The 24,560-nt window shown below is 56.8% G+C and carries 25 protein-coding genes; 6 read left to right on the forward strand and 19 right to left on the reverse strand.

Annotation, left to right across the window (positions count from 1 at the left end):
• Nucleotides 1-25: 25 nt before the first annotated feature.
• A complete protein-coding gene (locus tag EL26_RS17890; protein ID WP_038092022.1) occupies nucleotides 26-1,048 on the reverse strand; it encodes a LacI family DNA-binding transcriptional regulator in 1,023 nt (340 codons plus the stop codon).
• Nucleotides 1,049-1,264: 216 nt separating this feature from the next.
• On the reverse strand, nucleotides 1,265-1,405 hold the full coding sequence (locus EL26_RS25580) for a hypothetical protein (protein WP_161780752.1): 141 nt from the start codon (nucleotides 1,403-1,405) through the stop codon (nucleotides 1,265-1,267).
• A 387-nt stretch (nucleotides 1,406-1,792) separates the two neighbouring features.
• On the opposite strand from EL26_RS25580, the gene EL26_RS17895 reads away from it, so the two are divergent.
• Nucleotides 1,793-3,079 carry a helix-turn-helix domain-containing protein gene (locus EL26_RS17895; RefSeq protein WP_038092025.1) on the forward strand — a complete coding sequence of 429 codons (1,287 nt, stop codon included), beginning with the start codon at nucleotides 1,793-1,795 and terminating at the stop codon, nucleotides 3,077-3,079.
• Nucleotides 3,080-3,197: 118 nt separating this feature from the next.
• Here EL26_RS17895 and EL26_RS17900 read toward each other — a convergent pair whose 3' ends face one another.
• Complete coding sequence (locus tag EL26_RS17900; protein ID WP_038092028.1) at nucleotides 3,198-4,337, reverse strand: MBL fold metallo-hydrolase; 1,140 nt, start codon at nucleotides 4,335-4,337, stop codon at nucleotides 3,198-3,200.
• 90 nt (nucleotides 4,338-4,427) lie between these two features.
• Here EL26_RS17900 and EL26_RS17905 point away from each other — a divergent pair, with 90 nt between their 5' ends.
• Nucleotides 4,428-5,570 carry a DmpA family aminopeptidase gene (locus EL26_RS17905; RefSeq protein ID WP_038092031.1) on the forward strand — a complete coding sequence of 381 codons (1,143 nt, stop codon included), beginning with the start codon at nucleotides 4,428-4,430 and terminating at the stop codon, nucleotides 5,568-5,570.
• A 52-nt stretch (nucleotides 5,571-5,622) separates the two neighbouring features.
• Here the strand turns inward: EL26_RS17905 and EL26_RS17910 are convergent, their stop codons facing one another.
• From EL26_RS17910 to EL26_RS17935, 6 genes are all read right to left on the reverse strand, one after another.
• Nucleotides 5,623-6,546, reverse strand: coding sequence for an aminoglycoside phosphotransferase family protein (locus EL26_RS17910; RefSeq protein ID WP_038092032.1), 924 nt, complete (start codon nucleotides 6,544-6,546; stop codon nucleotides 5,623-5,625).
• A gap of 26 nt (nucleotides 6,547-6,572) precedes the next feature.
• On the reverse strand, nucleotides 6,573-7,148 hold the full coding sequence (locus tag EL26_RS17915) for a GNAT family N-acetyltransferase (RefSeq protein WP_038092034.1): 576 nt from the start codon (nucleotides 7,146-7,148) through the stop codon (nucleotides 6,573-6,575).
• 90 nt (nucleotides 7,149-7,238) lie between these two features.
• Complete coding sequence (locus EL26_RS17920; protein ID WP_038092036.1) at nucleotides 7,239-7,553, reverse strand: rhodanese-like domain-containing protein; 315 nt, start codon at nucleotides 7,551-7,553, stop codon at nucleotides 7,239-7,241.
• Nucleotides 7,554-7,645: 92 nt separating this feature from the next.
• On the reverse strand, nucleotides 7,646-8,896 hold the full coding sequence (locus tag EL26_RS17925) for a hypothetical protein (RefSeq protein WP_038092039.1): 1,251 nt from the start codon (nucleotides 8,894-8,896) through the stop codon (nucleotides 7,646-7,648).
• A gap of 135 nt (nucleotides 8,897-9,031) precedes the next feature.
• Complete coding sequence (locus EL26_RS17930; RefSeq protein WP_038092041.1) at nucleotides 9,032-9,238, reverse strand: hypothetical protein; 207 nt, start codon at nucleotides 9,236-9,238, stop codon at nucleotides 9,032-9,034.
• Between the two features lie 336 nt (nucleotides 9,239-9,574).
• Entirely contained in the window at nucleotides 9,575-11,119 is a 1,545-nt protein-coding gene (locus EL26_RS17935; RefSeq protein ID WP_038092042.1) for an MFS transporter, read from the reverse strand.
• A gap of 276 nt (nucleotides 11,120-11,395) precedes the next feature.
• On the opposite strand from EL26_RS17935, the gene EL26_RS24695 reads away from it, so the two are divergent.
• Entirely contained in the window at nucleotides 11,396-11,731 is a 336-nt protein-coding gene (locus tag EL26_RS24695; protein ID WP_052036537.1) for a c-type cytochrome, read from the forward strand.
• A 12-nt stretch (nucleotides 11,732-11,743) separates the two neighbouring features.
• A complete protein-coding gene (locus tag EL26_RS17945; RefSeq protein WP_038092045.1) occupies nucleotides 11,744-12,364 on the forward strand; it encodes an SCO family protein in 621 nt (206 codons plus the stop codon).
• A 37-nt stretch (nucleotides 12,365-12,401) separates the two neighbouring features.
• Here EL26_RS17945 and EL26_RS17950 read toward each other — a convergent pair whose 3' ends face one another.
• Both EL26_RS17950 and EL26_RS17955 read right to left on the reverse strand, forming a co-directional pair.
• Nucleotides 12,402-12,956 (reverse strand): DUF2062 domain-containing protein, encoded by a 555-nt coding sequence (locus tag EL26_RS17950; RefSeq protein ID WP_052036538.1) that lies wholly within the window; start codon nucleotides 12,954-12,956, stop codon nucleotides 12,402-12,404.
• Nucleotides 12,957-13,103: 147 nt separating this feature from the next.
• On the reverse strand, nucleotides 13,104-13,535 hold the full coding sequence (locus EL26_RS17955; protein WP_038092046.1) for a DUF2935 domain-containing protein: 432 nt from the start codon (nucleotides 13,533-13,535) through the stop codon (nucleotides 13,104-13,106).
• Nucleotides 13,536-13,645: 110 nt separating this feature from the next.
• Between EL26_RS17955 and EL26_RS17960 the strand changes: the two genes are divergently transcribed.
• Nucleotides 13,646-14,350 (forward strand): MOSC domain-containing protein, encoded by a 705-nt coding sequence (locus tag EL26_RS17960; protein ID WP_038092049.1) that lies wholly within the window; start codon nucleotides 13,646-13,648, stop codon nucleotides 14,348-14,350.
• Between the two features lie 69 nt (nucleotides 14,351-14,419).
• Nucleotides 14,420-15,280, forward strand: coding sequence for a M15 family metallopeptidase (locus EL26_RS17965; protein WP_038092052.1), 861 nt, complete (start codon nucleotides 14,420-14,422; stop codon nucleotides 15,278-15,280).
• Nucleotides 15,281-15,397: 117 nt separating this feature from the next.
• On the opposite strand, the gene helD is transcribed toward EL26_RS17965, so the two are convergent.
• The 8 genes from helD to EL26_RS18005 form a co-directional block, all read right to left on the reverse strand.
• Nucleotides 15,398-17,662, reverse strand: coding sequence for an RNA polymerase recycling motor HelD (gene helD / locus EL26_RS17970; RefSeq protein WP_038092055.1), 2,265 nt, complete (start codon nucleotides 17,660-17,662; stop codon nucleotides 15,398-15,400).
• A gap of 128 nt (nucleotides 17,663-17,790) precedes the next feature.
• Nucleotides 17,791-18,351: an undecaprenyl-diphosphatase gene (locus EL26_RS17975; protein ID WP_052036539.1), complete on the reverse strand. Its 561-nt coding sequence runs from the start codon at nucleotides 18,349-18,351 to the stop codon at nucleotides 17,791-17,793.
• 124 nt (nucleotides 18,352-18,475) lie between these two features.
• Entirely contained in the window at nucleotides 18,476-19,618 is a 1,143-nt protein-coding gene (locus EL26_RS17980) for a Ger(x)C family spore germination protein (protein WP_052036540.1), read from the reverse strand.
• Nucleotides 19,615-21,063, reverse strand: coding sequence for a spore germination protein (locus EL26_RS17985; protein ID WP_052036541.1), 1,449 nt, complete (start codon nucleotides 21,061-21,063; stop codon nucleotides 19,615-19,617). Before EL26_RS17985 ends, EL26_RS17980 begins: the two co-directional genes overlap by 4 nt.
• A 4-nt stretch (nucleotides 21,064-21,067) precedes the next feature.
• Nucleotides 21,068-22,150: a GerAB/ArcD/ProY family transporter gene (locus EL26_RS17990; protein ID WP_038092058.1), complete on the reverse strand. Its 1,083-nt coding sequence runs from the start codon at nucleotides 22,148-22,150 to the stop codon at nucleotides 21,068-21,070.
• Nucleotides 22,151-22,270: 120 nt separating this feature from the next.
• Nucleotides 22,271-22,561 (reverse strand): hypothetical protein, encoded by a 291-nt coding sequence (locus EL26_RS17995; protein WP_038092060.1) that lies wholly within the window; start codon nucleotides 22,559-22,561, stop codon nucleotides 22,271-22,273.
• 58 nt (nucleotides 22,562-22,619) lie between these two features.
• Nucleotides 22,620-23,201: a hypothetical protein gene (locus EL26_RS24055; RefSeq protein WP_052036542.1), complete on the reverse strand. Its 582-nt coding sequence runs from the start codon at nucleotides 23,199-23,201 to the stop codon at nucleotides 22,620-22,622.
• Between the two features lie 121 nt (nucleotides 23,202-23,322).
• On the reverse strand, nucleotides 23,323-24,560 hold a 1,238-nt coding region (locus tag EL26_RS18005), incomplete at its 5' end, for an OmpL47-type beta-barrel domain-containing protein (protein WP_238546147.1).

Consider the following 24,560-nt stretch of genomic DNA (forward strand, 5'->3'; position numbering starts at 1 on the left):
CTGGCTGTCTCACATCGTTTGCTCTCTATCCTACCACATTTCGTTGTACCGTCGAGCGCACGATCAATTCCGTGCCGATCGTCAGCACGGGCGGCGATTGCGACGGGTCTTCGATCAATTGCAAGAGCGCGTTGGCGGTCTGCGTGCCCATCTCTTCCTTCTGTTGCGCAATCGTCGTCAAGCCGACGTACTTGGCGTACGCGATGTCGTCAAACCCGATGATCGAGACGTCGTCACCCGGCGTGAGGCCCGCCTCGCGCATCGCCGTCATCGCGCCGATCGCCATCATGTCGCCCGCGCAAAACACCGCCGTCGGGCGCTCTTCCATCGGCAGCGCCAGCAATTGCTTCATCGCTTCCATGCCGCCTTCTTCCGTGAAATCCCCGTACGTGATCCATTTTTGCGAGAACGGCAATTTGAAACGCTGCAACGATTCTTGGTAGCCGAGCAAGCGGTCATGTCCCGGTTTCGTGGAGTAGCGGTCGCCGATGAACGCAATCCGGCGGTGCCCCATCTCCACGAGATAGTCCATCGCCTGCATCGCCCCGCCTTTGTTGTCGGAACAGAGATAGCCGGCGCGCGGCCCCAACAAATCGAGGTCGACCGACATGCAGGGGATGCCCGCTCCGACCAGCGTGTTCAATGTGGGCTCCGTGCGCGGCACACCGAGCATCAGGACGCCGTCGACGTTGCGGTGACGCGCCCGCGCCGCAAAACCGTCTTGCGCGCCTTCGAGCGTATGGTTGGCAAAAAACAGCAGGTCATACCCCTTGCCGCCCATCACGTCCTTGAACGTCTTCAAAATATCTTGCAAAAAGGGATGCTTAAACCCGCTGTTCACATGATCTTGAAAAAACACCCCGATCGTCCACGAGCGCTTGGTCGCCAACCCCCGTGCTGCCGCGTTCGGTTGAAACCCCAGTTCCTCCGTGATGCGCTGGACTTTTTCACGGGTTTTTTGCGACACGTCCGGATACCCGTTCAGCACGCGGGAAACGGTGGCGGGAGAGACGTTCGCACGCTTGGCAATGTCATAAATGGTAATCATGATCAACCCACCTCCCTTTCCCCTTCTTAACACTTCTAGTCGCATTTTACCACGCCGGAAAGCGGTTTACAGCCATGTCATTTCTCCATGAGGCTTTAGACTCAATTTGCGAAAATATGAGATTACAATCCCCCTTACATTTTTCACCCCAAACACAAAAAAGGACGGGGCCAACGCCGCCGTCCCACTGTTCACGTATGATAGCCGGGTCTTGCTTTAGCGCAACACTGCGATATTTTCCGGCCAAACGAGATCCGCTTTGTACGTTGCCTGCGAAGCAACCGATACAAACAAGCCTGCCACCAGTGCTGCACCCATGATTCCGCCGACGATTGCTTTGAATACGTTGTTTTTCATGTTTCACTTACCCCCCTGTTTTATGTATGCACATGTCGATTCAGTTAGACTGAATGTTTGTTTTTGTTAATCTTATGGTAAATCAGATTTCTATTCCCGTCAATAACAAACATGAACAAATACACCAAAAATATATTTGTTTCGTTCAGTTTAGTTAGGTGTGTTCAAAAAGAGGACCCTAAAATTCCCAATTCAATTGAGAATGGCTATCTTTACTCAACAGTAAAAATTACCATTCGGGCGCATTTCTAGGTCCAGATTCCTATTAAGCCAGTGCCTAGGTCTCAATAAGTCCGAATTATGGTATACTGCGTACAAGCATCATCATGATTTCCCCATGAAGAATTCCGAACAATCCGATAGTCAACACACATAGGAGAGACAATAATGGGAGCAGTAGGACAACGAATTAAAGAACTGCGGAAGGCCTCTAATCTCACCCAGCAAGAACTGGCCGAGGGCGTCGTCACCAGAAGCTATATCAGCCAGATCGAAAAGGGCTTGATCCAGCCTTCGTACGATACTTTGGAGAAGCTCTCCAAGAAACTGGCTTGCACGGTTGAAGATTTCTTCAAAGAACCGGAGAACAAAGCGCTGCAAGTGTCGGAGTGGAAGAAATTTATCCGCTTCTCCGAACAGCACGTCGAATCCGGTCACTTCGAACAAGCGAAGAAAACGCTCGACAACGCGAACATCGACGCTCCGGAAGAACTCAACGAGTATGACCACGGGTTGCTGGCCTGGGTGAACGGCCGCCTCGCGGAACATCGCGGCGAGACGTTGGAAGCGGCGGAGTTGTACGAGAAATCGATCTCGCACTTTGAGAACAACAACTATGTGCGCGAACGCATCCGCTCGATGGACTCGCTGGCGTACATCCAATTGTTGCAAAACCACAACGACGCCGCGCTGAAAACGCTCAACGACGCCTACCAAACGCTGATTCACCACCAAATCGGCGGCTTGACCAAAGTGTCGCTGTTGATCAACTTCGCGATGGCGCACGGCAAGCTCGGAGAAAGCCACTCCGCGATTCGCTTCTGGCAGGAAGCCAACGACCTCAACCAGTCGATGCGGGCGTTCTACCGCCAAGGCAACATCGTGATGGGGCTTGGCAACTGCTATTTCCAAATCGGCGAACTGCAAGAGGCGGAACGCTACTACCACCGCGCGCTGGCGATTCACGAAGCGACGGAACATTTGAATAACAAAGCCGGCGTCTACACCAACCTCGGCAAGCTGTACACGGCGATGCGGGACTACCCGAAAGCGATCGAATCGCTGTTGACCGCCCTTCATCTCTACGAGAGCTTGAACATGGAGTCGAAACTCGTCAACGCCAAGTCGGAAATCGCGCAGGCGTTCTACGCGCACGAAGAGTACGACCAGGCTTCGAAGTACTGCTACCAGATTCTCTCCGCCAAGAACGAGTACAAGCACAAAGGAACGGCGTACAAGATCTTGGGCGCTGTGGAAGTCGCTCGCAAGAACTACGACAAAGCCTTGGAGCACTACCGCGAATCTCTCGAACTTTTCACCCAGCACAACTTCCCGGCGCTCGCCAACGACGTGTTGCGTCTGACCGCCGACGTGTATTTCGAAACCGGCGACTTTAAGCAAGCCGCTGAATTTTATCGGCAAGTCAAAATGGATGACAAACCGAAGGCTCTGTAGCGATGACGCGCAGGGCCTTTTTTGTTATGATGAGCGTGAAAAAAAGACTTCACACGCCGGGCGGGCAGGTGAAGTCTCTACGGGTTGATCGGCCTTGGGGCTCTCGGGCTCTTGGTTTTTATCGAGGCGCGTGTTTGGCGGCGCAACGGTTGGGGCCGCTCTCCAGTTCGAGAGCCCGCGCGGGATCGATGGTTTTTTCCCCGCGGTTGACGGCGCTGATCTCTGTGTGGTTCGGCGGGGTCGTGCCGCCGTCGGAAGCGAATTGCGTCACGAACGCCTCGCGGGACGAGAGGCGCATCGCGTCGTTGACGGAGCGAATCGTGCCAAGGTCGGCGCCGACAAATCCGCGGGCGTGGTACTCGTCCTGCGACGCGTAGTGCGCCGGAAGCACGAGCACATCGTCAGGCAGCGCGGCGATGGTGGTGAACACCGTGTCGTAGAGCTGTTGCGCCCATTCGCGCGCTTTGCCTCCGAGGTCGGGACGCCCCAATCCGCCGACGAACACGGTGTCGCCCGACAGCAGGAAGCGGCCGTTCAGCAACAGCGACACGCTTCCGGGCGTATGCCCCGGCGTCGGGATCGCCAGCACTTGCACCGTGACGGAGCCGAACGTCCACGTGCGGTGCTGCTCCAGCGGCGTGTGCGGAAGCGGCGAGCCTTGGAGTTCGCCGGAGGAGATGTAGTACGTTGCCCCCGTGCACGAAGCCAGTTCCACTCCGCCGGAGATGTGATCGGCGTGCAAGTGCGTGTCGACGACGTGCTGAACCTTCGCGCCGTGTGCAGACGCGACTTCCAGATACTCGTCAACATGCCGACCGGCGTCGACGACGAGGGCTGAAGCGTCGGAGAGGATCACGTACGACAAACATCCTTTGCCGACGCGGTTGAGTTGGATCAGTTTCCAGCCCTCCTCCTCGAAGACGGTCACCGGAGCGTACACCTCGCTCCACCCGAGCATTCCGTGTTCAAGATACGCCGCGTCATAGCCGTGCCGGTCGAGCACGTCCGCCACGATCTTGGCGCTGCGGCCGCGGGCGCAGTTGACGAGAATCGGGCGGTCGGCGGGCAGGAGTTTTTTCCAAGCGGTGTCGTCTTCGGAGAGAAACTCGACGTAGGGGATGTTGATCGACGTCACCGTCGGGCCGTCGACGTGCCAATTTTCAAAATCATCGATCACCCGGACGTCGAGGATGAACACCTCCTCGCCCTGCGCGAGGCGGGCGTACAAGTCTTTCGGGGTCACAATTCCAACAGCCATGCGGAGAACTCCTCTCTGTGCGTTCGTGATGACAGACTATTCAGAGAGAGTCAGATTTGCCTATTTTCGAGTAAAACGGGGGGATTTCTCATGAAAAAGCGCATTCGGGACTTCGGTGTCCAGATCGGAACTTTACCTCCTGGGGAGCGCAATGCGATCACCGACGTTCCCGGCGTGCGGGTCGGACACGCCACGCTCGCCGACGGAGCGGTGCAGACGGGCGTCACCGCGATTCTCCCGCATCCGGGCAACCTCTTTCGGGAAAAAGTTCCCGCCGCCGTCCATGTGCTCAACGGCTTCGGCAAGACGGTCGGCACGGTGCAACTGGAAGAGTTGGGAACGCTGGAGACGCCGATTCTGCTGACCAATACGCTCAGCGTCGGCACGGTGAGCGAAGCGTTGGTGCGCTGCATGCTGGAGCAGACGCCGGAGATCGGCGTGACGACCGGGACGGTCAACCCGCTGGTCGGCGAGTGCAACGACGGATGGTTGAACGACATTCGCGGCCTGCACGTGCGGGAAGAGCATGTCCGGGCGGCGTTGTCTTCGGCAAGCGTCGATGTGGAGGAAGGCGCGGTCGGCGCGGGTCGCGGCATGTCTTGTTACGGCTTGAAAGGCGGCATCGGGACGGCGTCGCGCCGGATGGAGATCGGCGGGCAAACGTACACCCTCGGAGCGTTGGTGCTGTCGAACTTCGGACGCTTGGACGATTTGCAAGTGGCGGGACGACTTGTCGGGCGGGAGATTCGCGAGCAGTGGGAACGGGAAGCGGCAAGCGAGATTCCTTCGGTTGCGCCGGCAGAACAAACGACTGCCGAATCTGTTTCGGTCGCGCCGGCTGAACAATCGCGGGCCGGTTCCACTTCTGCCTCGTCTCTTGAGCCCCGCGAACGCGGTTCGATCATCATGATCCTCGCCACCGATCTGCCGCTTCGCGACCGCCAACTCAAGCGCGTCGCCGTGCGGGCGGGAGTCGGCTTGGCGCGGACGGGCTCCTTCATCGGCCACGGCAGCGGCGACCTCGTGCTGGCGTTCTCCACGGCGACGCGCATTCCGCACGAATCTCCGGAGCCGATCCTCACCTTGCCGATGCTGCAAGACCACTACCTTGACACCGCGTTTCGCGCCGCTGCCGAGAGCGTGGAAGAAGCGGTCCTCAACTCCATGACCGCCGCAGACCCGGTCACCGGACGTGACGGCAATTCGCGGGCCAGCTTGCGGGACTTCTTATAAAAAAAGACCCTGGGCGCACGTGGGTGGTGCGTACAGGGTCTTTTTTTATCCGTTACGCGTTCAAGCAGTTGTGGAAGGTCGTGCGAAGCCATCGCAACTTGGCGGCCAGAATCTCGTTTAGTTCGTCGGCTTGCAAGAACCCGTTGCGGAACTTCCCGATCTCCCAGCCGAGCATCATCAGGGTGTTGTCGAAGAGGCAGGCACAAAACGCTCGGCGGAATTGCACGGGATCGTCCGGGTTCAGCAAGCGTTGGAAGACCTCCAACGCCTCTTCGTGCAACTCGTCGTCGAGCACGTCTTGCAGCAGGATCGCCAAGTCCCGTTGAGGCAGCGAGACGCAGGCCCACTCCCAGTCGATGAGGCGGAACTGTCCGTTTTGCCAGAGGATGTTCTCCAGATGAGGATCGCCGTGCGTGTAAGTCAGCCGTCCGACCGCCCATTCAGGATAGCGCGGGTAGAACGCGGCGGTCATGTTCTGCACCTCGCGCACCGTTTCCTCGTGAACGCCCGGCATGCCCTGCTCCGCCAACCACGCCAACTCCTGCACCGCCGTTTCCGCCCACTCGGCGGAGGATTCAAACGGGTAGGTGGAGACGCGTCCCTCGGCGAGCCACTGTTCACTTTTTTCCAAGAGCGCGAGGTGCAGGCTCGCCAGCAAGTCGACGAGGCTTCGCAGCATCTCCCGTTGCCCCGCTCGATCCCGCTTTGCAAAAACGGATTTCACCGGCACCCCTGCATGTTCCAAGATCAAGCCCTGTTCCCCCGCGCAGTCGATCACCCCGTACACAGCCGGGACCGCATGCGGCACTTCCGGCAAGAGCGTTCGGTACAACTCCAGTTCGGCAATCCGCGCCGGGTCGAAGCGCTTGTACACCGCCTCGATTCGCTTGCCGTGTTCATCGCGAAGAGTGAGTGCAAACAACGACGCGGCATACCCGCCGGAGAGCGGAGTGGACTGCAGGAGTTCCCATCCCATGGACTCTAGTATCTTCTGTACGTTTCTCATGCTTGTGCAGCTTCAAACTCCCGCTTCAGCAGCGAATACACTTCCACGTCGAGAAACTTTCCGTTCAGATACGCGTAGTCGCGCAGCACGCCTTCGCGTTGGAATCCGGCTTTCTCCAGCACGCGGCGGGAACCGGTGTTCAGCGGGTTGAACTGCGCTTCGACGCGGTTGAGTTCCATGTGGTGGAATCCGTATGCCAGCACGGGCTGGATCACTTCCGAGATCACCCCTTGGCTCCAATACGCGCGGGCGATCTCGCAGCCGACCTCGCACTTGAAGTCCTCTTGATCCCACGTGTGAAAGCCGATCGTCCCGATCATCCGTTCCGACCCGCCGTCGGTCGGCTCCTTCGGCACGATCGCCCAGCGAATCTTGCGCCCTTGTGCCAGCGCGTCCAAGTGCCGCTGGATCAATTCCTTCGCTTGCTCCACGCTCGTAAACAGATCAAGATCGTAAAACTTCAACACCTCCGGATCGGAGAAGTACCCGAACATCGCCTCCGCGTCCTCCATCCGCAACTCCCGCAACCGAAAGCGCGCCGTTTCCAACTCTCGAAACTTCAATTCCATCATCGTTGAACCCCTCTCTTTGCCCACATTATACCACCGGAAAAACGCCCAAAAAAGGCAATTGCTTGAACTCCCTCAAGCAATTGCCTCTTCTCACGATTTCCAAGCTTTCATGCCGCCGACGAGATTTTTGACGTTGTGGTAGCCGACGAGTTTCAGCACTTGGCAGGCCGCAAAGCTGCGCCGCCCCGAGCGGCAGACGAAAATCAACTCTTCGTCCGGCTTCCACTCCGAGTACTTTTCCAACAGATCGGCCATCGGCACGTGCAACGCGCCTTCGATCATCCCTTCGGCCACTTCAAACTCTTCACGAACGTCGATAATCTTCGGCGTCTCACCACGCTTCAAGCGCACCGCGACTTCGTCGGGTGTCACTTCGGCGATGCGGTCCTCGACCGATTGTTGCATGGGCGTTCCCGTCCTTTCGATCCCGCTGATTACTTTATTTTAGTTGGTCAGTTGCTTTTCGAAAGTAACGGCCCTTACGTTTGTTGTCATTTTCATTCATTTGCCGTTTCCACACCCGTCAGTTCAAGACCCGGCAACTTTACGTTATGCGAGGTGTTCGACGCTTCGCCCTCGACGTTGAGGAACGAATTCAAGTAGTAATACCGCCCGAAGGTGCGCGAGACGGCAACCCCGTAGGATTTCACCAGTTTGCCTTCGAGGTCCTTGGGCTTATCGAGGTAGACCATGAGGAACAGCACGTTCGGCTTGGCTTCGGCTTTGCCCTTGTACGTGTTCAACAGCTTCAGTCCGTCGACGGTGTTGTCCGGTTTCACCGTGACGTGATTCTCGCCCTGTACGAGGTTGAACACGTTGTAATCCTGCGCCCCCGCTTGGCGGATCAAGAGCTTGCCGGGGGATTTTTCCGTAACGTTGAAGGAAAGCTTCACGCCGCGGTCGGGCTGTTTCAACGCGTCTGCCAGCGTTTCGTTGTACTCGCTCTCATACCGGTCTTGCTTCAGGCCAAACACCGAAGCAAACGTGTCGGCAGGCTTCAACTTCAGCGTGGGCTCCGTCTTCGCCAGATACTCGCGGAACTTCTCTGCGCCTTGCTCTTCCCAAAGGTTGTTGACGGCGAGATAATCCAGCCATTCCACGTTGTAGGTGGAACTCATCGTGTGGATCGTGTCGAGGTTGTCGACGAGCAGTTTCAACTCTCCCTGTTCCTGCTTGTTTTGCAGGACATGAGTCAGCACTTTCAACTGCTGCCCCTCTTGCACGACGGGCGGCTGCCCCCGCACTTCTTCGCGCATCCCCATGCGTTGCGCAAGCCCTTCGTTGACCCAACTGGGGATCTTCACGCTGTTTTGGTTGAAGAGGATGTGCGTCAGTTCATGCGCCAACGTGCTGCGGACGTCCGTTTCCGATTTGCGCTTGGCGAGGTTGATCGAGATGTTGTTGCGGTACACCGACGCGTCGGTGTATTTCACTTCGCGGTCCAACGTTTCTTTGCTCTTGCCGTCGCGGCTTAGCAGCTTGCGGTAGCCGTCATCGCCGGAAGCGAGTTGAATGGAGACCGTGTCGCGGTATGCAAATCCGTACTCCTCACCGACCGTCTGCATCAGATGGTCTTGGTCGAGGACTTTTTCCACCAGCGCGGTTTGCGCGTCGGTCACGCCGTCGTCGGCCTTGGTGATCTCATACGGAGAGAACGCTTTTTTCTGCAGCAGCGGAACGTTGCAGCCCGTGAGCGCAAGCGACGCCGCCAGCAGAACGAACAGGAAGACCTGCCTTCTTCGGAACATGCAAGTTCCTCCCTTACAGTAGGCTTCCTTTATTGTATCAAAAAATGACGAACTCGCGGCAGAGTCGCGAATCCTGTCTTTTTTCACAGCGCGGGAAAGTGCGGAAGGATCTCTTCTGCGATCTCTTGCACCACGTCAAGCACCGGACGCGCGTCCGCTTCCTCGGAGTTCACCCCAAGGTAGGGCGGCGTCGTCGGCGAAGCGGATCAAGCGCTCGGCGTCGGTTCTTTTTTTCTCGTCTCCGTCGAACGCTTCCGTCGAGAGAAACATCCCTAACGTCAAGCGATCCGGGGCGTACATCCTCCGAAACGCGCTGTTGGAATGAGCCATTCCTTGTTCCATCCGGCATCCTCTCCTTTCCTGTAGTGTACCAAAAAACGCCATGCGAACCCCCGCTTCACTCGCGCAAGCCGCGATCGCCTATGCAAATCTGAAGTAATTTTTGAAAGAACTCTACATCCCATCCAATTACATCAAGACAATTCCCACTGTTTTGTTGTACTATAAGGGATGCAGGGGGTGACTACCAGATGCAAACGTTTACTGTAGTCTGTCTGTCCGTATTCGTCGTCGGTGCATTGGCCATGACTTTTTCGCTCGTGGCACTGCGTCGTCGTGGTAACTAAATAAGAAAAGCGAGCGATACTCTCGTACCGTTCGCTTTTTTTATGCCCTTTTTTAGTGAGCCGGGGGTTGCGGTTGGGGTTGGCCCTGTGCCGCTTGCCCGCGGTTGAGGCGGGCGTTGCCCATCAACAACACGAACACCAGCGCGAGCGCCGCCGGAACCAGCGTCCACAGGAACGTGTGCGCGATCGACGACGAGAGCGCGTCGGTGATTTTGTCGAGGATTTGCGGCGGGATGTGCGCGCGCGTTTCCGGCGAGAGCAGCGCGCGCGGATCGTTGCCGAACTGGTTGCCGCCGCCGGCGCTGCCCATGCCCGCAAACGCGTCGGACATCTTATCGGTGAACAGGTTGCGCTGCACAATCCCGTAGACGGAGACGGACAGCGTCATGCCGAGCGTCCGCATGAACGTGTTGGTCGACGAAGCCGAGCCGCGTTCGCGCATCGAGAAGCCTTCGATGGCAGACATGCTGAGGATCGAGAACGAGAACCCGACGCCAAGGCCGGTGAGGATCATGTAGATCGTGAGCATCGAGCGGGTCGTATCGGTCGAAATCGTCCCGAGCAGATAGATGCCCGCGAGCATGATGATCGCCGAGACGGTCATGACGTTGCGGTACGGGAACTTGGTGGCGAGCCCGCCGCCGACCTGCGCCGCGACAACCGAACCGACCGTCATCGGCAGGAGAATCAAACCGGAGTTGGTTGCCGAGCCGCCGAGCACGCCCTGCACATAGATCGGAATGTAGACGGTAGCGACGATGAAGGCCGCCCCGTAGAAGAAGCCGACTGCGTTGGACGTCGCAAACGTGCGGCGTTTGAACATGGAAAACGAAATGATCGGCTCCTTCGCCTTGGTCTCTGCGATGAGGAAGGCGATGAACAGCACGGCAAATCCGGCGAACAGGCCGATGATTTGCGCGGAATCCCACGCGTATTGGTTGCCGCCGAATTCCAACCCGAACATCAGGCAGACGACCGCGCCGACCAGCGTGAACGCGCCGAGCCAGTCGATCGATTGCTTGGTGTGTTGGAGCGATTCTTTGTACGCGGTGGCGATGAGGATCAGAGAAACGATCCCGACCGGCACGTTGATGTAGAAGACCCAGTGCCAGGAGATGCTCTCCGTAATCCACGCGCCGAGCAGCGGACCGAAGATCGAAGAGGTGCCGAAGACAGCGCCGAACAGACCGGACATCTTGCCGCGCGCTTGCGGCGGGAAGAGGTCAAACATGATCGTGAAGGCGATCGGCATCAGCGCGCCGCCGCCGATCCCTTGGATGGCGCGGTAGATCGCCAATTGCTCGATGCTTTGCGCGATGCCGCACAGCATCGAGCCTGCGAGGAAGACGATCAAGCCGAAGATGAAGAAGCGCTTGCGTCCGTACATATCGGACAATTTGCCGAAGATCGGCATGCCGGCCATCGAAGCGACCAGATACGCCGAAGTGACCCAGACGAACTTGTCGAGGCCCCCGAGGTCGTGGACAATCGTCCCGATGGCGGTCGAAACGATGGTATTGTCCATCGCGGCCATCAGGATGCCAAGCAAGAGGCCCGCGACAACGAGACCGAGCTTGCTTTGTTTGGTAGCATTCATGTGGGGGGTGTCACCCTTTCTTGGTGTTGATCTGAATCACTATTGTACCACGATTTACATTTTAGTCAGTATCTCCGCAAAAAACTATCCGTCTGCGGGCGGATTCCCCGAAACGTGACCCCGCTCACGTTCTGGGTTCTACTAATGATAAAATGTGGCGTGCCTCCCTCACGCGTTCGGAATTGTTCTCAAAAGAGACGTAACCTAGCTCTCCCGGGCTATTTGACACGAGCGCCGCGCGATGTAAAATTGAGGAGAAGAAAGGAGCTATCATACATGAAATTTTCTCGCTCACTCTTGCTCGGGCTTGCTTTGATGACCACAGGCATCTTCGTCGGCTGTTCTTCCGCGCCGAAGGACACCAACGTAACGCTCGTCGATCAAGAGTCCAACGCATACAAGACCCTGTATCAACAAAACTGCGCCGGATGCCACGGTCAAAATCTGGAAGGCCGCTCCGGCCCGAACCTCCAGCACATCGGGAAGAAACTCGACGTCGCCGGCGTCACGAAGCAAATCACCAACGGCGGTCCCGGCATGCCCGCTTTCGGGGACAAACTCGACCAAGGGCAAATCTCCGAACTTGCCGCTTGGATTGCCAAGCAGAAGTAAGGGGGCCGCTCTATGAACGCTTTGAAACGACACTGGTTCACGGCGGTCGCTTCGCTGCTCGTCTTGATCGTGCTCGGCGGCATCGGCTACTGGTTCTGGTACGGCCATTCCCGCCTCGACGTATTGGACAAGCCGCCGAACTTCACGTTGCAAACCCTTGATGACAAGCCGTTCTCGATGCACGACTTGGCAGGCAAAGTGCGGGTCGTGGAGTTTTTTTACGCGAACTGCCCGGACATCTGCCCGCTGACGACGGCGAACATGGTCACGTTGCAAAAGCAACTGAAGGCCAAGGGGCTGTTTGGCAAGGACGTGGAATTTGTCTCGATTTCGTTTGATCCGGAGCGCGACACCAACGACGTGTTGCGCGCGTACGCCGACCGCATGGGCATCGACCCGTCCGGATGGGTGATCTTGCGCGGGACGGAGGCGGAGACGACCAAGGTCGCCGACGACTACGGCCTGCTCTTGGAGAAGAACTCCGACGGCTCGTTCACGCACTCCACCCGTTCGTTGTTCCTGATGGACCGCAACAACAACATCCGCAGGCAGTATCAGATGGGCAGCGACATGCCGACCAACAAAGTTCTCGACGACATCTTGAACCTCGTCCAAGACAAGTACAAACCGTAACGCAAAAAGACCAAGCCCTCTGCGGGATTGGTCTTTTTCATTCGCTGGAGATGGGAGGCGTGGGATCTTGCGGTTGCTGCTGTTGCTGTTGTTCTTGGGTGCGCTTGCGGTGATAGCGCTTCTCCAAGCGACGATGCATGTAGATCTGGAGCAGTTTGCGAATCGGGAAGTACGCGATCAGCCCGAGCACCGCGCCGACGATCATGCCGCCGACGATCAGAGTCATCGCTTGGTCGAGCAGGCGGATCACATGGTTCAGCCAGTGGGCGTGATGGAAGCGCACCCCGTCGAGCAAATTGTCGGGGACGATCCAAGAGCCGACTTTGCGGTTTAAGAACGCCATCGGCAAGTAGATGATCTTGCCGAACAAAAATCCAATCAGCGCAGCCGGCAGCGAGCCGCGAAGCAGATAGACCGCCGGAATGATCAACAGAGCTGCGAGTCCGAACGTGGGCAGCGTGAACATCTCGATCGCCAACCCGATGGAAAATCCCATCGCGACTTTCGAGGGACCGCCCTTGGCACGGAGCAGTTGGATATATTTGTATTTTAACCAGCGTTTTAAACGCTTATAACGTTCACGTAAAGGCATCTTAGGTCACCCTTCCAAGCCAGACTAAAACATTTCTCACCTCTTCAGAGTAGCACAAAAGACGTCGAAATATAAGAGCGCGTTGCTGGTAAGGCACGAAGAAAAAAGCCGCCGGGCTTGCTGTGGCGGCTTTTTGAGGACTGGAAACTATTTCTTGACGAGCACGCCCTCGACGGCTCCGATGAAGTATTCGGACTCGCGGCGAATGTGGTCGAGGACGATGCGCACGACGGGATTGCTCATGCTGGGGGCGTTGCTGGAGTTTTTCAGAACGTGCAGAAAGTGAATGAAAAGTTGACTTTGATGCAGGGAGACGTCGAGCAAGTGCAGGACGCACTGTTTGTTGTGTTCGGAGATGCGGTCGCCGCTGCGGACGATCACTTCCAAATAGCGGGTCGCAAGGCCGTCCACCTGCGCGAACGCCTCTCCCCATTTGCTGAGCGCTTCCTTGTACTTCGGCTCCAGATCGGGAGCCAGGGTCTGGATGACCACCGTATGTTCATTCTCCTGCCGCTTCCAAAACTCCACTTCATCCAAAAGCCGCAGGGGCACTTTCGAACCGTAATGACTCAGGTGCATGGTAAACTTCCCTCCTCGCACAAACAGCATATGGAGGAAGGCCCAGCAGGGGTGACAAATTTGCCCAGAACGTTATACTGAAAACAAAACAAGCGCGGGAGTTGATTGCAATGCATCAGATGATCGGCACGGTAGAAGCTCTCTGGCGGTACCCTGTGAAGTCGTTGTTGGGGGAGCCCTGCCCGTCTCTTCACGTGGAATCTCGCGGCGTCGCGGGGGACCGTCTCTACGCGGTTCGCGACCAAGAGGGCAAGTTTGGCAGCGGCAAGAACACGCGCCGGTTTCGGAAAATCGACGGCCTGTTCGACTTTCGCTCGTTGTACCGGGACGACGCGCCCATCATCGTCTTCCCCGACGGTACGGAACAGGACGCCCTGCACCCGGAGACAGCACGAGCGCTGTCCCAGTACCTCCAGCAACCCGTCACCGTCGCGCGGGAAGCAGAAATCCCCCATCACGACGCCGCCCCCGTACATATCATCACGTCCGCCGGACTCGACGCGCTGCGCCGCGCGTTTCCCGACACGGGAATCGACGAGCGCCGCTTCCGTCCGAACCTGCTGCTGCGCGTGGACGGCGACGAACCGATCGAACACCACTGGGTGGGCCGCCAACTGAAGATCGGCGGAGTCGTCCTCGAAATCACCGAACTTGCAGAGCGCTGCGTGATGACCACGTTCGCGCAGGCGGACTTGCCGAGAGTCCCTTCCTTGCTCAAGCACCTCGCCGATGCGTACCGCATGAATTTCGGCGTGTACGCCAAAGTTCTCCAAGGCGGCCGCCTCGATCTTCAAAATGAAGTGGAACTCCTCTAAAACGCAGCCCTCTCAATTTGACCTCTCCTCCCGCAACGTCTACTATGGAAGAGAGAGGGAGGTTCACCGATGAACAAATTGTCAAACAAACTCCGCATGTTCTCATCGACGCTTTTGATTGCCGGGCTTTGCACCTCGCTGGTCGGTTGCACCACACCGATCAAGGGCCAAGCCGACAAGCCCAGCGTCTCCATGCCGAACAACACGAACTCTAACACCGATTCAAACACGAATTCCAACACGACCAACTCCAATTCCAACAACACCGGCACGCAAACCACTCCGTCCGACCAGACGAAACCGGCTCCGCAGCCGGATAAATCGCCCGCGGACTACCCGCACGATCCGCACAAGACACCGGACAGCATCACCGTGCTGGTCAACAAAGAATCGAACCCGTTGCCCGACGGCTATCGTCCGGCCGACCTCTACGACGACCCGAACCTGCCGTTCATCTTCTCCGGACACGACGAGAAACGCCTGCTGCGCAAACCGGCCGCCCTCGCCCTGGAGAAACTGTTCGCCGCCGCCAAGAAGGACGGCATCCAACTCGCCGGCGTTTCCGGCTTCCGTTCGTACGAGTTGCAAAAAACCCTCTTTGACGGCTATGTGCAGCAGCAGGGCGAAGCGGAAGCCCGCCGCTACAGCGCCGTCCCCGGTCACAGCGAACACCAAACCGGTCTCGCCATCGACGTTTCCGGCGGCACCGGCGCGTGCGCGGCGGAGAACTGCTTCGGCGTCACCCCGGAAGCGAAGTGGCTGGCGAAGCACGCCTACGAGTACGGGTTCATCATCCGCTACCCGGAAGGCAAGGAAGCGATCACCGGATACGCCTACGAACCTTGGCACATCCGCTACGTCGGTGAAGAACTCGCCAAAACCCTCACCGACAAAGGCCTCACGATGGAAGAGTATTTCAAAGGCCAATAACGAACCACACATCGCACGAACAGCAAAAAGGGACTCGCGCCACCACGCCGACTCCCTTTTTCTTCATCCAAAAACGACACCCGCCCGCGCAGGTGCCGTTTTTTGCTGTGTTTCGATTTAGATCAGGTCGAGCAATCCCCTCTTGCCTTCCATCGAATACACCGCCATCCGGTGCAGCGGACGAGTCATCGCGACGTAGAGCAGTTTCACGTCCAACTCGTCTGCGGTATACGCTTCTTGCAAGTTCACGATGAACACCGCGTCAAACTCCAACCCTTTGACCACATAGGACGGGACGATGACGAGGTCGGAGCCGCTGTAGTCTTCTTTTTCATCGAGGACTTGGATGCGCAGCTCCGTCCCCTGCTCGTCGAGCCGTTTCTTGATCCGCCGGCACTCCGCCATGGTCTTGCCGATCACGGCGACGGAATTCATGCCGGCTCCCTTCAATCGCTCCACATCGGCGAGCACTTGGGCGATCAGCGCGCTCTCTTCCGTGAAGACCTCCTGCCGCGGCTCTTCTCCATGCCGCACAACCGGCTTCGCAAGCACGAGCCCCGGCGTGGACGAATGCACGATGACGCGGTTGGCGAGGTTCATGATCTCCACCGTCGTCCGGTAACTCTGCTCCAGCACGAGGTAGTTGCAGTTGCCGCTCGGGAACACCGCTTGGAGCACCTTGTCCCAACTTTCAACCCCCCGGTACGAGTGAATCCCTTGCGAGAGGTCGCCCAAGATCGTGAACATGTCCGAGCCGAGCACTTCCTTGAGCGTCAGAAGCTGAAACACGCTGTAGTCTTGCGCTTCGTCGATCACGAGGTTGCGAACTTTCATCTCCGACAACAGTCCGAACAATTTGTGTTGCAGATAGAGCAGCGCCGCCGTGTCTTCGAGCTCCATCCTTTTTTTATCCAGCAGCGCAAACGTATGCTCTTGCAGGAAGCCGATCTCCTCCGCGCTCGCCGCCGTCGAAAGCAACGCCTCGTCCTGCAAAAACTCGCGGTAGTGCGCGGCGAGGGTCTGTTTGGGGAACTTTGCCATGTAGTCTTTGACCAGCGTCTTGGAGCGGGCCTCGACTTTTTTCAAGAGGTCTTCCTTGGCATCCATCAACTTGACGACGTGGGTTCGGCGCTTCTCCGGGTCGCGGTAGTGGACGAACGCTTGGTCGATCTCATGGTCATAGTGGTCGACGATGTGCTTCATGATTTCTTTCTTTTTCACCTTCAAGCGGTCTTGGAGGATCTTCTTGATCTTCTCCACCCGCTTGTAGATCGGCAGGCGCACATAGTCTGTACGGAAAAACTTCTGAATCTCGTCCGCCGGGCAGATGATGTGCTTGGCGAGTTTGAAGTCCTCCCTGGGCAACATCCGAACGGTGAGCGCATCGAGATACGCGTCGATCAGCTGTTTATACTCGACGGAACCCTTGAAGCGCGAAACGAAGCGCAACAGGTCGGTCTGGTCCCCGCCTTCGAGGAATTGGAAAAGCCGTTCGTTGGGATCGGTGAGTTTGAGTTTCTTGCCCATGCCTTCGAACACGAAATCGAGGTAGGTGGTCTGTTTGACCGCTTCCACCCCGAGTTCCGGCAGAACGTCGGCGATGTACTTCAAGAAAAGTTGGTGGGGTGCCAAGATCATGAATTGGTCGGGGTTGAATTTGTCCCCGTAGGTGTAGATGAGGTAGGCGATGCGGTGCAGAGCGATGGTCGTCTTTCCGCTGCCCGCCGCCCCTTGGACGATCATCGGACGGTACATTTCGGCGCGGATGACGCGGTTTTGTTCTTCTTGAATCGTGGAGACGATGTCCTTCAGCCGGGAGTCGGCGCTGCCGCCCAGCGACTCTTGGAGCAGTTCGTCGCGCGTGGTGATGTCGAGGTCGCGGAAGTCGTGCAGTTCGCCGTTTTCAATCGTGTACTGCCGCTTGCGAAACAGCTCGCCGCGCTCCGTGCCCGTCGTCGTTTCGTAGGAGATCGGCCCGATGCGGCCCTCGTAGTAGACGTTGGCGATCGGCGAGCGCCAATCCACGATCACCGGCTCTTGGGTATCGGGTCGGAACAGCGACGCTTTGCCAATGTAGAGCGGCTGAATCTGGTCGTAGTTCTCCGGCCTCACATCGATCCGGCAAAAATACGGCTTGCTTTGCACCTGCCGCAGTTGGCGCAGACTCTCCCGCGTCATGTCCAAGAACCGAGCGCTGGTCAGCAAGGCGATGTAGCCCTCGGAGCCGTCCAAGGAATTCAGATTCGCGTACGCTTCCTTGATGCTTTCGCGAAACGCGTCTTCGTTCTGCTCACTCTCTTGCAGCACCAGCCCGATATACTCCTTGGTCGCTTCCAAGCGGGTGCGTTCGCTTTGGTATTCCTGATGTTCCGTAATCGACATCCCGTCACCTTCCCTTCCGTTCTTTCAGAAAAAAGTGCCCAACCAGTATACCACTTCTGGAAAATACATACAACCACAAAAAAGCCTGCCTCCCGCAAGAGAGACAGACTTTTTTCCTGAAACAAATATCAGCCGCGCAACGTTGCGTCTTCGTCCCGAACGAACGGAAGCGCGTTCCATATGCGGCTCGTACGCAAGACTGCCCACGCCGCGAACAACGCGACGACAAAGCCGCCGACGATGTCCATCGGATAGTGTACGCCGCCAAACACGCGGCCAAACCCGACAACGACCGCCAAGAGCATCAGCCACGCGCCCCACACGCGCTTGCGGAACAGCATCATCCACGCAAACGCAAACGCGAGCGTCGCATGATCGCTCGGGAAGGAGTTCTCCGGTGCGTGCGGGATCAACTGGTGCACGTCATGCACCATAAACGGACGGGGATGGGTGTAGACTTTTGCGATGATATACGAAATCAAGAACCCGAGCATCGAAGTCAAGAACGTGTACAGAGCGGTGCGGCGGTTCTCCTTGCGAGCCGCGCCCGAGCCGAGAAACCAGAGCACGACCAGCAACGCGATGTAGAGGTATTGCACATTCTCCGCCAAGAACACCAAGAAGTTCGACAGCCACGACGGGAACACAGTCGTCAAATTGTTGATCCATTGAAACACTTCATAATTCATGAGAGCAAAACTTCCTTTCTGAAAAAACTTCCCTTAGCATACCATCTCTCCGTGAAATCTTCATGAAAAAAAAACAAAAGGGCGCCGCTTAGCGCCCTTTGCTTTCGATTCTCGCTCGATCTCCTCACATCTTCAATTTGCCGGACGACAAGATCTCCACCTGAACATCCACCTTGCGCAACGAACTTCGGGTCAGCGGCAACTCCGCGTCTTTTTGCAAGGAGTGCCAAGTATCCGGGTCTTTGCGAAACAGCTCCAAGCCTAAATTCAAGATGTCCGACTTCTGTGCAAGCCCGACTTCGTACGTGTCCCGAACCTCGTGTTCCAACTGCTCGCGGACCGCTTTCTGGATTGCGTCTAGAGACGCAACTTGCATCAGTTCCAACAGACTTCCTTTCGCCTTGATTTCGATGTCAAACTGCACCTGATCCCCGTTGACCACGGGACGAATCTTACTGGAAGGATGCAGAAACACCACGGCGGCAAACGGCTTGCCGTTGCGGTGCACGAACACGGCATTGCGCGGGTGATTCGGTTCCACCCAGCGCAGCCCCCGCAAGCCCGCCCGGTCGACGAACCCTTGGTACTTTTCGTTCAGAATCACGCCGACGCCGTTGATCTCCAACACCGGATGAGACTCCTCGCCCATCTTCCAACGCTCTTTGGAAATGGCAAGGAACGGCAAAAGAGAAGTTTCCGCCCGTTCCTTGATCGACGCAATGTATTGGTTCAAAAACATCGGGCGAATATCCGAGCTCTGCTTGTACGGATCTTCCGGCGAATTCAATCTCGAATACAGAATCGACAAGTTCATCACCGGCGTGACGGCGAAGAGGTCCGCCAACGATTCCCGCGTTCCAAACGTCCACATCGTGTGCCGCAGCTCGTGATACCGTCGCATCAAATCGATCGCTTTCATCGAGATGTTGGCTTCGACCGCTCGTTCTGTGAACACCAACGCAGTGATGTGCGCCCATGAGATTTTGCTTTGCACGGTGCGGTAGAGGTTGAACGCCGCTTCGTCAAACGAATCTCCGATCCCTTTGCCGATCGCCGCTTTTTCCGGGTGTCGTCCGCCGCCGATCTCTTGCTTGCTCAGATTGGTGAAGTCGATCACCTGCGCGTAGAGCACGTACTTCCCCTTCACATAGTCCACACCCAGCGCATTCAGATAGATCACATGCTCCACTTCCCGGAAATCCCAACAGCCTGTCAACAGAACGGCCGACAACAGCAAGCACAACGCCAAACGAGCCTTCTGTTTCACGGTGAGTCCTCTCCTGTGCGATTGGAGTTTTGCGTGTTGAGGACTTCCGGACGCTTCTTCGAAGTACCGAACGGGAGCGGAAAGAAGTACCGGCGAATGTCCGGTTGCACGAGCGGAGAGGCGGGCGCAAGGTACGGGACGCCAAAGGAGCGCAAATTGACGAGATAGGTCAACAGCCCGAACACGCAAACGAAGAACCCGAACATGCCGAAGATCGACGTCACGAACACAAACAGCACGTTGAGCAGGCGAACCGATCCCGACAAGTCTTGGTTGCCCAAGATAAAACTCGCCACCGTGGACGTGGCGATCACCACCAGCAAGCTCGGCGAAGTCAGACCCGCTGAGATCGCCGCTTGGCCGATGATCAAACCGCCGACCACCGACAACGTCTGCCCGACCGTCGCCGGCAGCCGCAACCCGGCTTCCCGAAACAACTCGAACAGCATGATCATCAAGAACGCTTCGATCGGCGCCGGCATCGGCACCCCTTGGCGCGAGACGACGATGGTGGCGAGAAACGTATACGGCAATTGGTCTTGATGGTAGGAATTGAGCCCCACCCAAAACGCGGGCAGCATCAACGCCACGCAGAGTCCGAACAACCTCACGATCCGCTGAAACGCAACAAAGTAATAAAACGTCACCGAATCGGACGGACTTTCGAGGAGAAAAAACAACGAGACCGGCGCGATGAGCGCGTTGGGCGCCCCGTCGACGAGCAGCACAATTCTCCCGTTCGTCAACGACAACGAAGCAAAATCGGGCCGCCCCGTATAGGAAAACATCGGGAACAGCGTAAACCGCGTCCCCCCGAGATATTCCTCCAACTGTTGCGAGCTCTGAAGAGCGTCCTCCTGAAAGCTTTTGACTTTGCTCCGAATCTTCTCGATCACTTCCGGGTTGGCGACATCCTCCAGATACAGCATGGCAACCTTGGTTTGTGAGCGTGTGCCAAGCGAAAACTCCTCGCAACACATCGTGTTCGTCGGCATCCGTTTGCGAATCAATCCCACGTTGACGTTGAGTTCCTCGACCAGTCCGTCCCGCGCCCCGCGGATGGAAATTTCGGTGCTCGGCTCCTCCGGCTTGCGCTGCGGAAATTTTGACAGGTTGAACGCGTACAACGCGCCCAGCTCTTGAAACAACAGCAACACATGCCCTTCAAACACTTTGCGAATCACCGCTTCTTTGAGGTGCGGACCCGTCATCAAGGTCATCAGCAGCGGTTTCATGCGCTCCAACTGCTTAACATTCTTCGGCAACGTGTCGCGAAAGGCGTTTCTCAGCTGCGGCAAGAGCGTTTGGTTGATTTGGGAATCGGCCGTCATCCCTTCGCAATAGACCAGCAACAGGGTGAGTTGACGAGGGAATGTCCCGATATACATCGTTTGAAACACAACATCTCCATTCGTGCGAAACCAGTCTCGCAAGTCCGCTTCCATCCCCTCACGCCTCCCTTTGCTTTCTCCGAACAAAGATCAATACTGCCAACACCAGCGAAAAAATCCACAACCCCGCCGTGAGCCCCGGAATGCCGTACGTCGTCATCACCGACAGATACGTCATGTCGTTGAGCGGAAGCAAGACAAAGGCTCCGATTGCAGCATAGGAAAGCAACAACACCACGAGCCGTTTTCGCGTTTTTTGGATCAACAGAACGTCCGGGATCAAGTACATCGATAGCGAGATGCGCAAAAACGCGCCGACCAACCACTGGTAGATCGAGAGAAAGTCCACGTGCTCCACATAGCGTCCGATGAAGAGCAGTCGCCACTCCTCATAAGCCGGAAACCGTTGCTCCGCCGCTTCAAAGGCGCCAAACTCGGCGACCGCCCCCGTCAGCGGCCCTAACGTCAACCCCATGAAACAGAAAACCAAGAGCAAGAACAGCTTCCAGCCTACCGGTTTTTTGACATGATGTTGGATCAACAGCACGTTGAGCAATTCCGCAAACCCGGCACCGGCGTAGAAGATCCCTTTGAACACCGGGCTCCATCCGTTTTCCAAGAACGGCAACAGCTGATGATAGTTTTTCTGGTGTTCGTTGCCAAGCATCACAAAAAAACCAAACACGATCACAAACGGCACCAGAATCCCCCCGGTCGCCCCGATCGACTGAATCCCGGCAAACGAGTTGGAAAAACAGAGGATCAGAAACAAGATCAGCAGCGCAATCGTTGGAGTCAGCGTCATATAGGAAGTCTTCGTCCATGCCAGCATGGATTTCAAGGTCATGGCACTGACCGCCAAGAGGTACAAAGAGATCAGCCCGCCCAATGCGCCGGCGACAGCTTTGCCGTATCGCTCGCGAAACCAGACAACGAGCGACCGCTGACGCAGACGCTTGCAGATCAGCACCAACAGCGGTGACCAGAGCAGCGCGACGGCTGCGGCCAAGAACACGGAGATCCAAGAATCTCTGCCGATCTTCTGCAAGATCATCGGAATGATAATCACATGGTTGATCAGTCCTGTGGACGCGAGCATCAGCAACACAGCCTGAAACGATGAAATTTCTGTTCTTACCATAGAGGGCCTCCCGCCGAACGCAGTTCCGGATTCATTGTTAGAGTACCCGTTCCAGCATTTCTCCACGCTTCCAACTCCAGAAAAAAAAAAGCGACAACCCCACGGCGGAGTTGTCGCTTCTTACCGGTTGCGCCCGAACTGCTCCAGGCGTTGCATCCATTGTTCGAGACGGGCATAGTCCTTGGTCAGCGCTTCGTCAAACGAGATTTGCAATGTACCTTCCCGCTTGGCGAACGCGATGTTGTGCAGACCCGGTTCCTTGTCAAATTGGGTGAGCAACTCCGACATCTCGTCGGAGTCTTTCCACATTGGAGAATAGAGCTCGATGCGTCCCGGTTGGTGGTTCAAGATCTCGATCTGATACTTCTTCATCATGCTGTACACACGGCGTCCGATCAGAAACGGGAACATCGCGCACCTTCTTTGCTTTTTTCCCCATGTTATGTAAGGAAGGACGCGAACAGACCGATCAGTCGCCTTGCGGGAAGTTGAACGTCGCCGGTTCCACGAAGTTCGGACCGACTTCCAACGTGATCATCGTGTGGCTCTTCAACTGGATCGTGCGCGGGTCACCGTCAAACGGTTTGCCGTCGACGTAGACTTTCAGCGGCGAGCCGTTGGAGTAGCTCAGCACATGGGTTTGGTCGAGCGGTTGTTTCCAAATGTCAAAGAAGTTTCCGAGCGTAAAGTCGCGGGAGACGGGTGACTCGATGTGGAGTTCGCCGGTGTTGTCGTGGGTATGCAGCCAGTACATGCAGTTGTTGCCGGGGAGAATCCCGATGTTTGCCGGAACTTCAACACGCTGGCCGTTGTTGAAGATCGCCAAATGCGCGTGATTATGCTGAGTGGCGCCCTCCATGCTCTGGCAGGCGATGTTGTCAATCTCCGGAGCGGCCGATGCTGTCCCTTCGTTGCTGTTGGAGAGCATGCCCCAGATGATCGCCACGAGCAAGAGCAACACGACGCCGCCGAAGATCCAGGTCATCGAGTTGGAGTTTTTCTTCTTGGTGTTGCGTTGCGTGGTTTTTTTGGAGTTTTTGTTGTTGGCCAAGTGCCTCGGTCCCTTCCGAAACGGATAGATTCCTTGTTAGTTTACCACGCGTCTGGTGACTTAAAAAGACAGACCCCCCGCCGATCTGGCAGGAGGTCTGAATTTTTTGTTACTACCCACATTACTTCAAGGTGATGTACCCTTTGCCAACCACGAGGAATCCGTTGTTGTAGCCGCGGAACTCAACTTCGTGAAGACCCGGAGTCCATTTTTTGAAGTCCGAACGCTCGAACTTGAATTGGCCGTTCTTCGCTTGCTGGTAGTACCCGTTGTTGCTGTTCAACGCATGCACGCCGTCGAGGGTGACGCTGTCCAGATCAAAGCCTTGCGTCAGGAAGCCGCTCGGCAGGGACGTACGGACGGTGAACACACCGCTGTTGCCCTTGATCACGCCCGGCGTTACATCGAGTTGCACCGGAATGAACGCGGTGAACGACTTGGTGGCGTTGATCGATTGACCGCTTGCGTCGGTTGCCGTGACGGTCACTTTGTAGGTGCCCGGCAGCAGAACGAGCAGGTGGTCGAAGAGTTCAAACGTGCGGATGCCGAACGGTCCTTCGATCTTCACTTTCTTGGAAACGATCTTCGACGTCGTATCGTTGAAGGTCACGATGTCGCGCATGTTGATCCAAGAACCGATTGCATACTCGTCGTTGAGGTTGATGGTTGCAGTCGGCGGGGTGTGGTCGATCTTCAGGGTCAGCGATTTTGCCGCTTCTTGGTTCCCGGCCGCGTCGACCGAGTAGTAGCTGAGGGTGATCGTTCCTTCTTGCGTGACTTTGACAGATTTGCCTTCCACATACGGTGCGCCGTTGATGGAGTAGAAAGTTTTCGCTACTCCGGACGCCGCATCGGTTGCGGTGAAGTTCACGGTCACGTCATTTTGGGTCCAGTCGGTCGGGACGTCAGACGCCTTGGTGACCGGAGCGGTTTTGTCGATCTTCACAGTCAGGGTGTTTGCTTGCTCTGCGTTGCCCACTTTGTCAACGGAGTAGAAGGTCACCGTGTACTGCCCTTCTTGGGTCAGAGTGAAGGACGTGCCTTGCACCGCTTGACCGCCGTTGATGCTGTAGTAGGTGTTCGCCACACCGCTGGTTGCGTCCGTCGCCGTCAAGTGGACCGTCACGTCAGATGCGGACCAAGTGGTCGGAGCGTCGGAAACGGTGGTCGGTGCCGATTTGTCGAGCTTGACGGTGAAGGATTGAGCTGCTTCTTTGTTCCCTGCGTTGTCCACAGAGTAATAGGAGACAACGTTTGCGCCGTCTTGGTTCAAGAGGACGCTGGTACCTTCTACATAGTCGGAACCGTTGACGGAGTAGTAGGTTTTGGCCACGCCGGACCCTGCGTCGGTTGCGGTCA

Origin of the sequence: Tumebacillus flagellatus, assembly GCF_000714935.1 — a bacterium.
GTDB classification, from domain to species: Bacteria; Bacillota; Bacilli; order Tumebacillales; family Tumebacillaceae; genus Tumebacillus; species Tumebacillus flagellatus.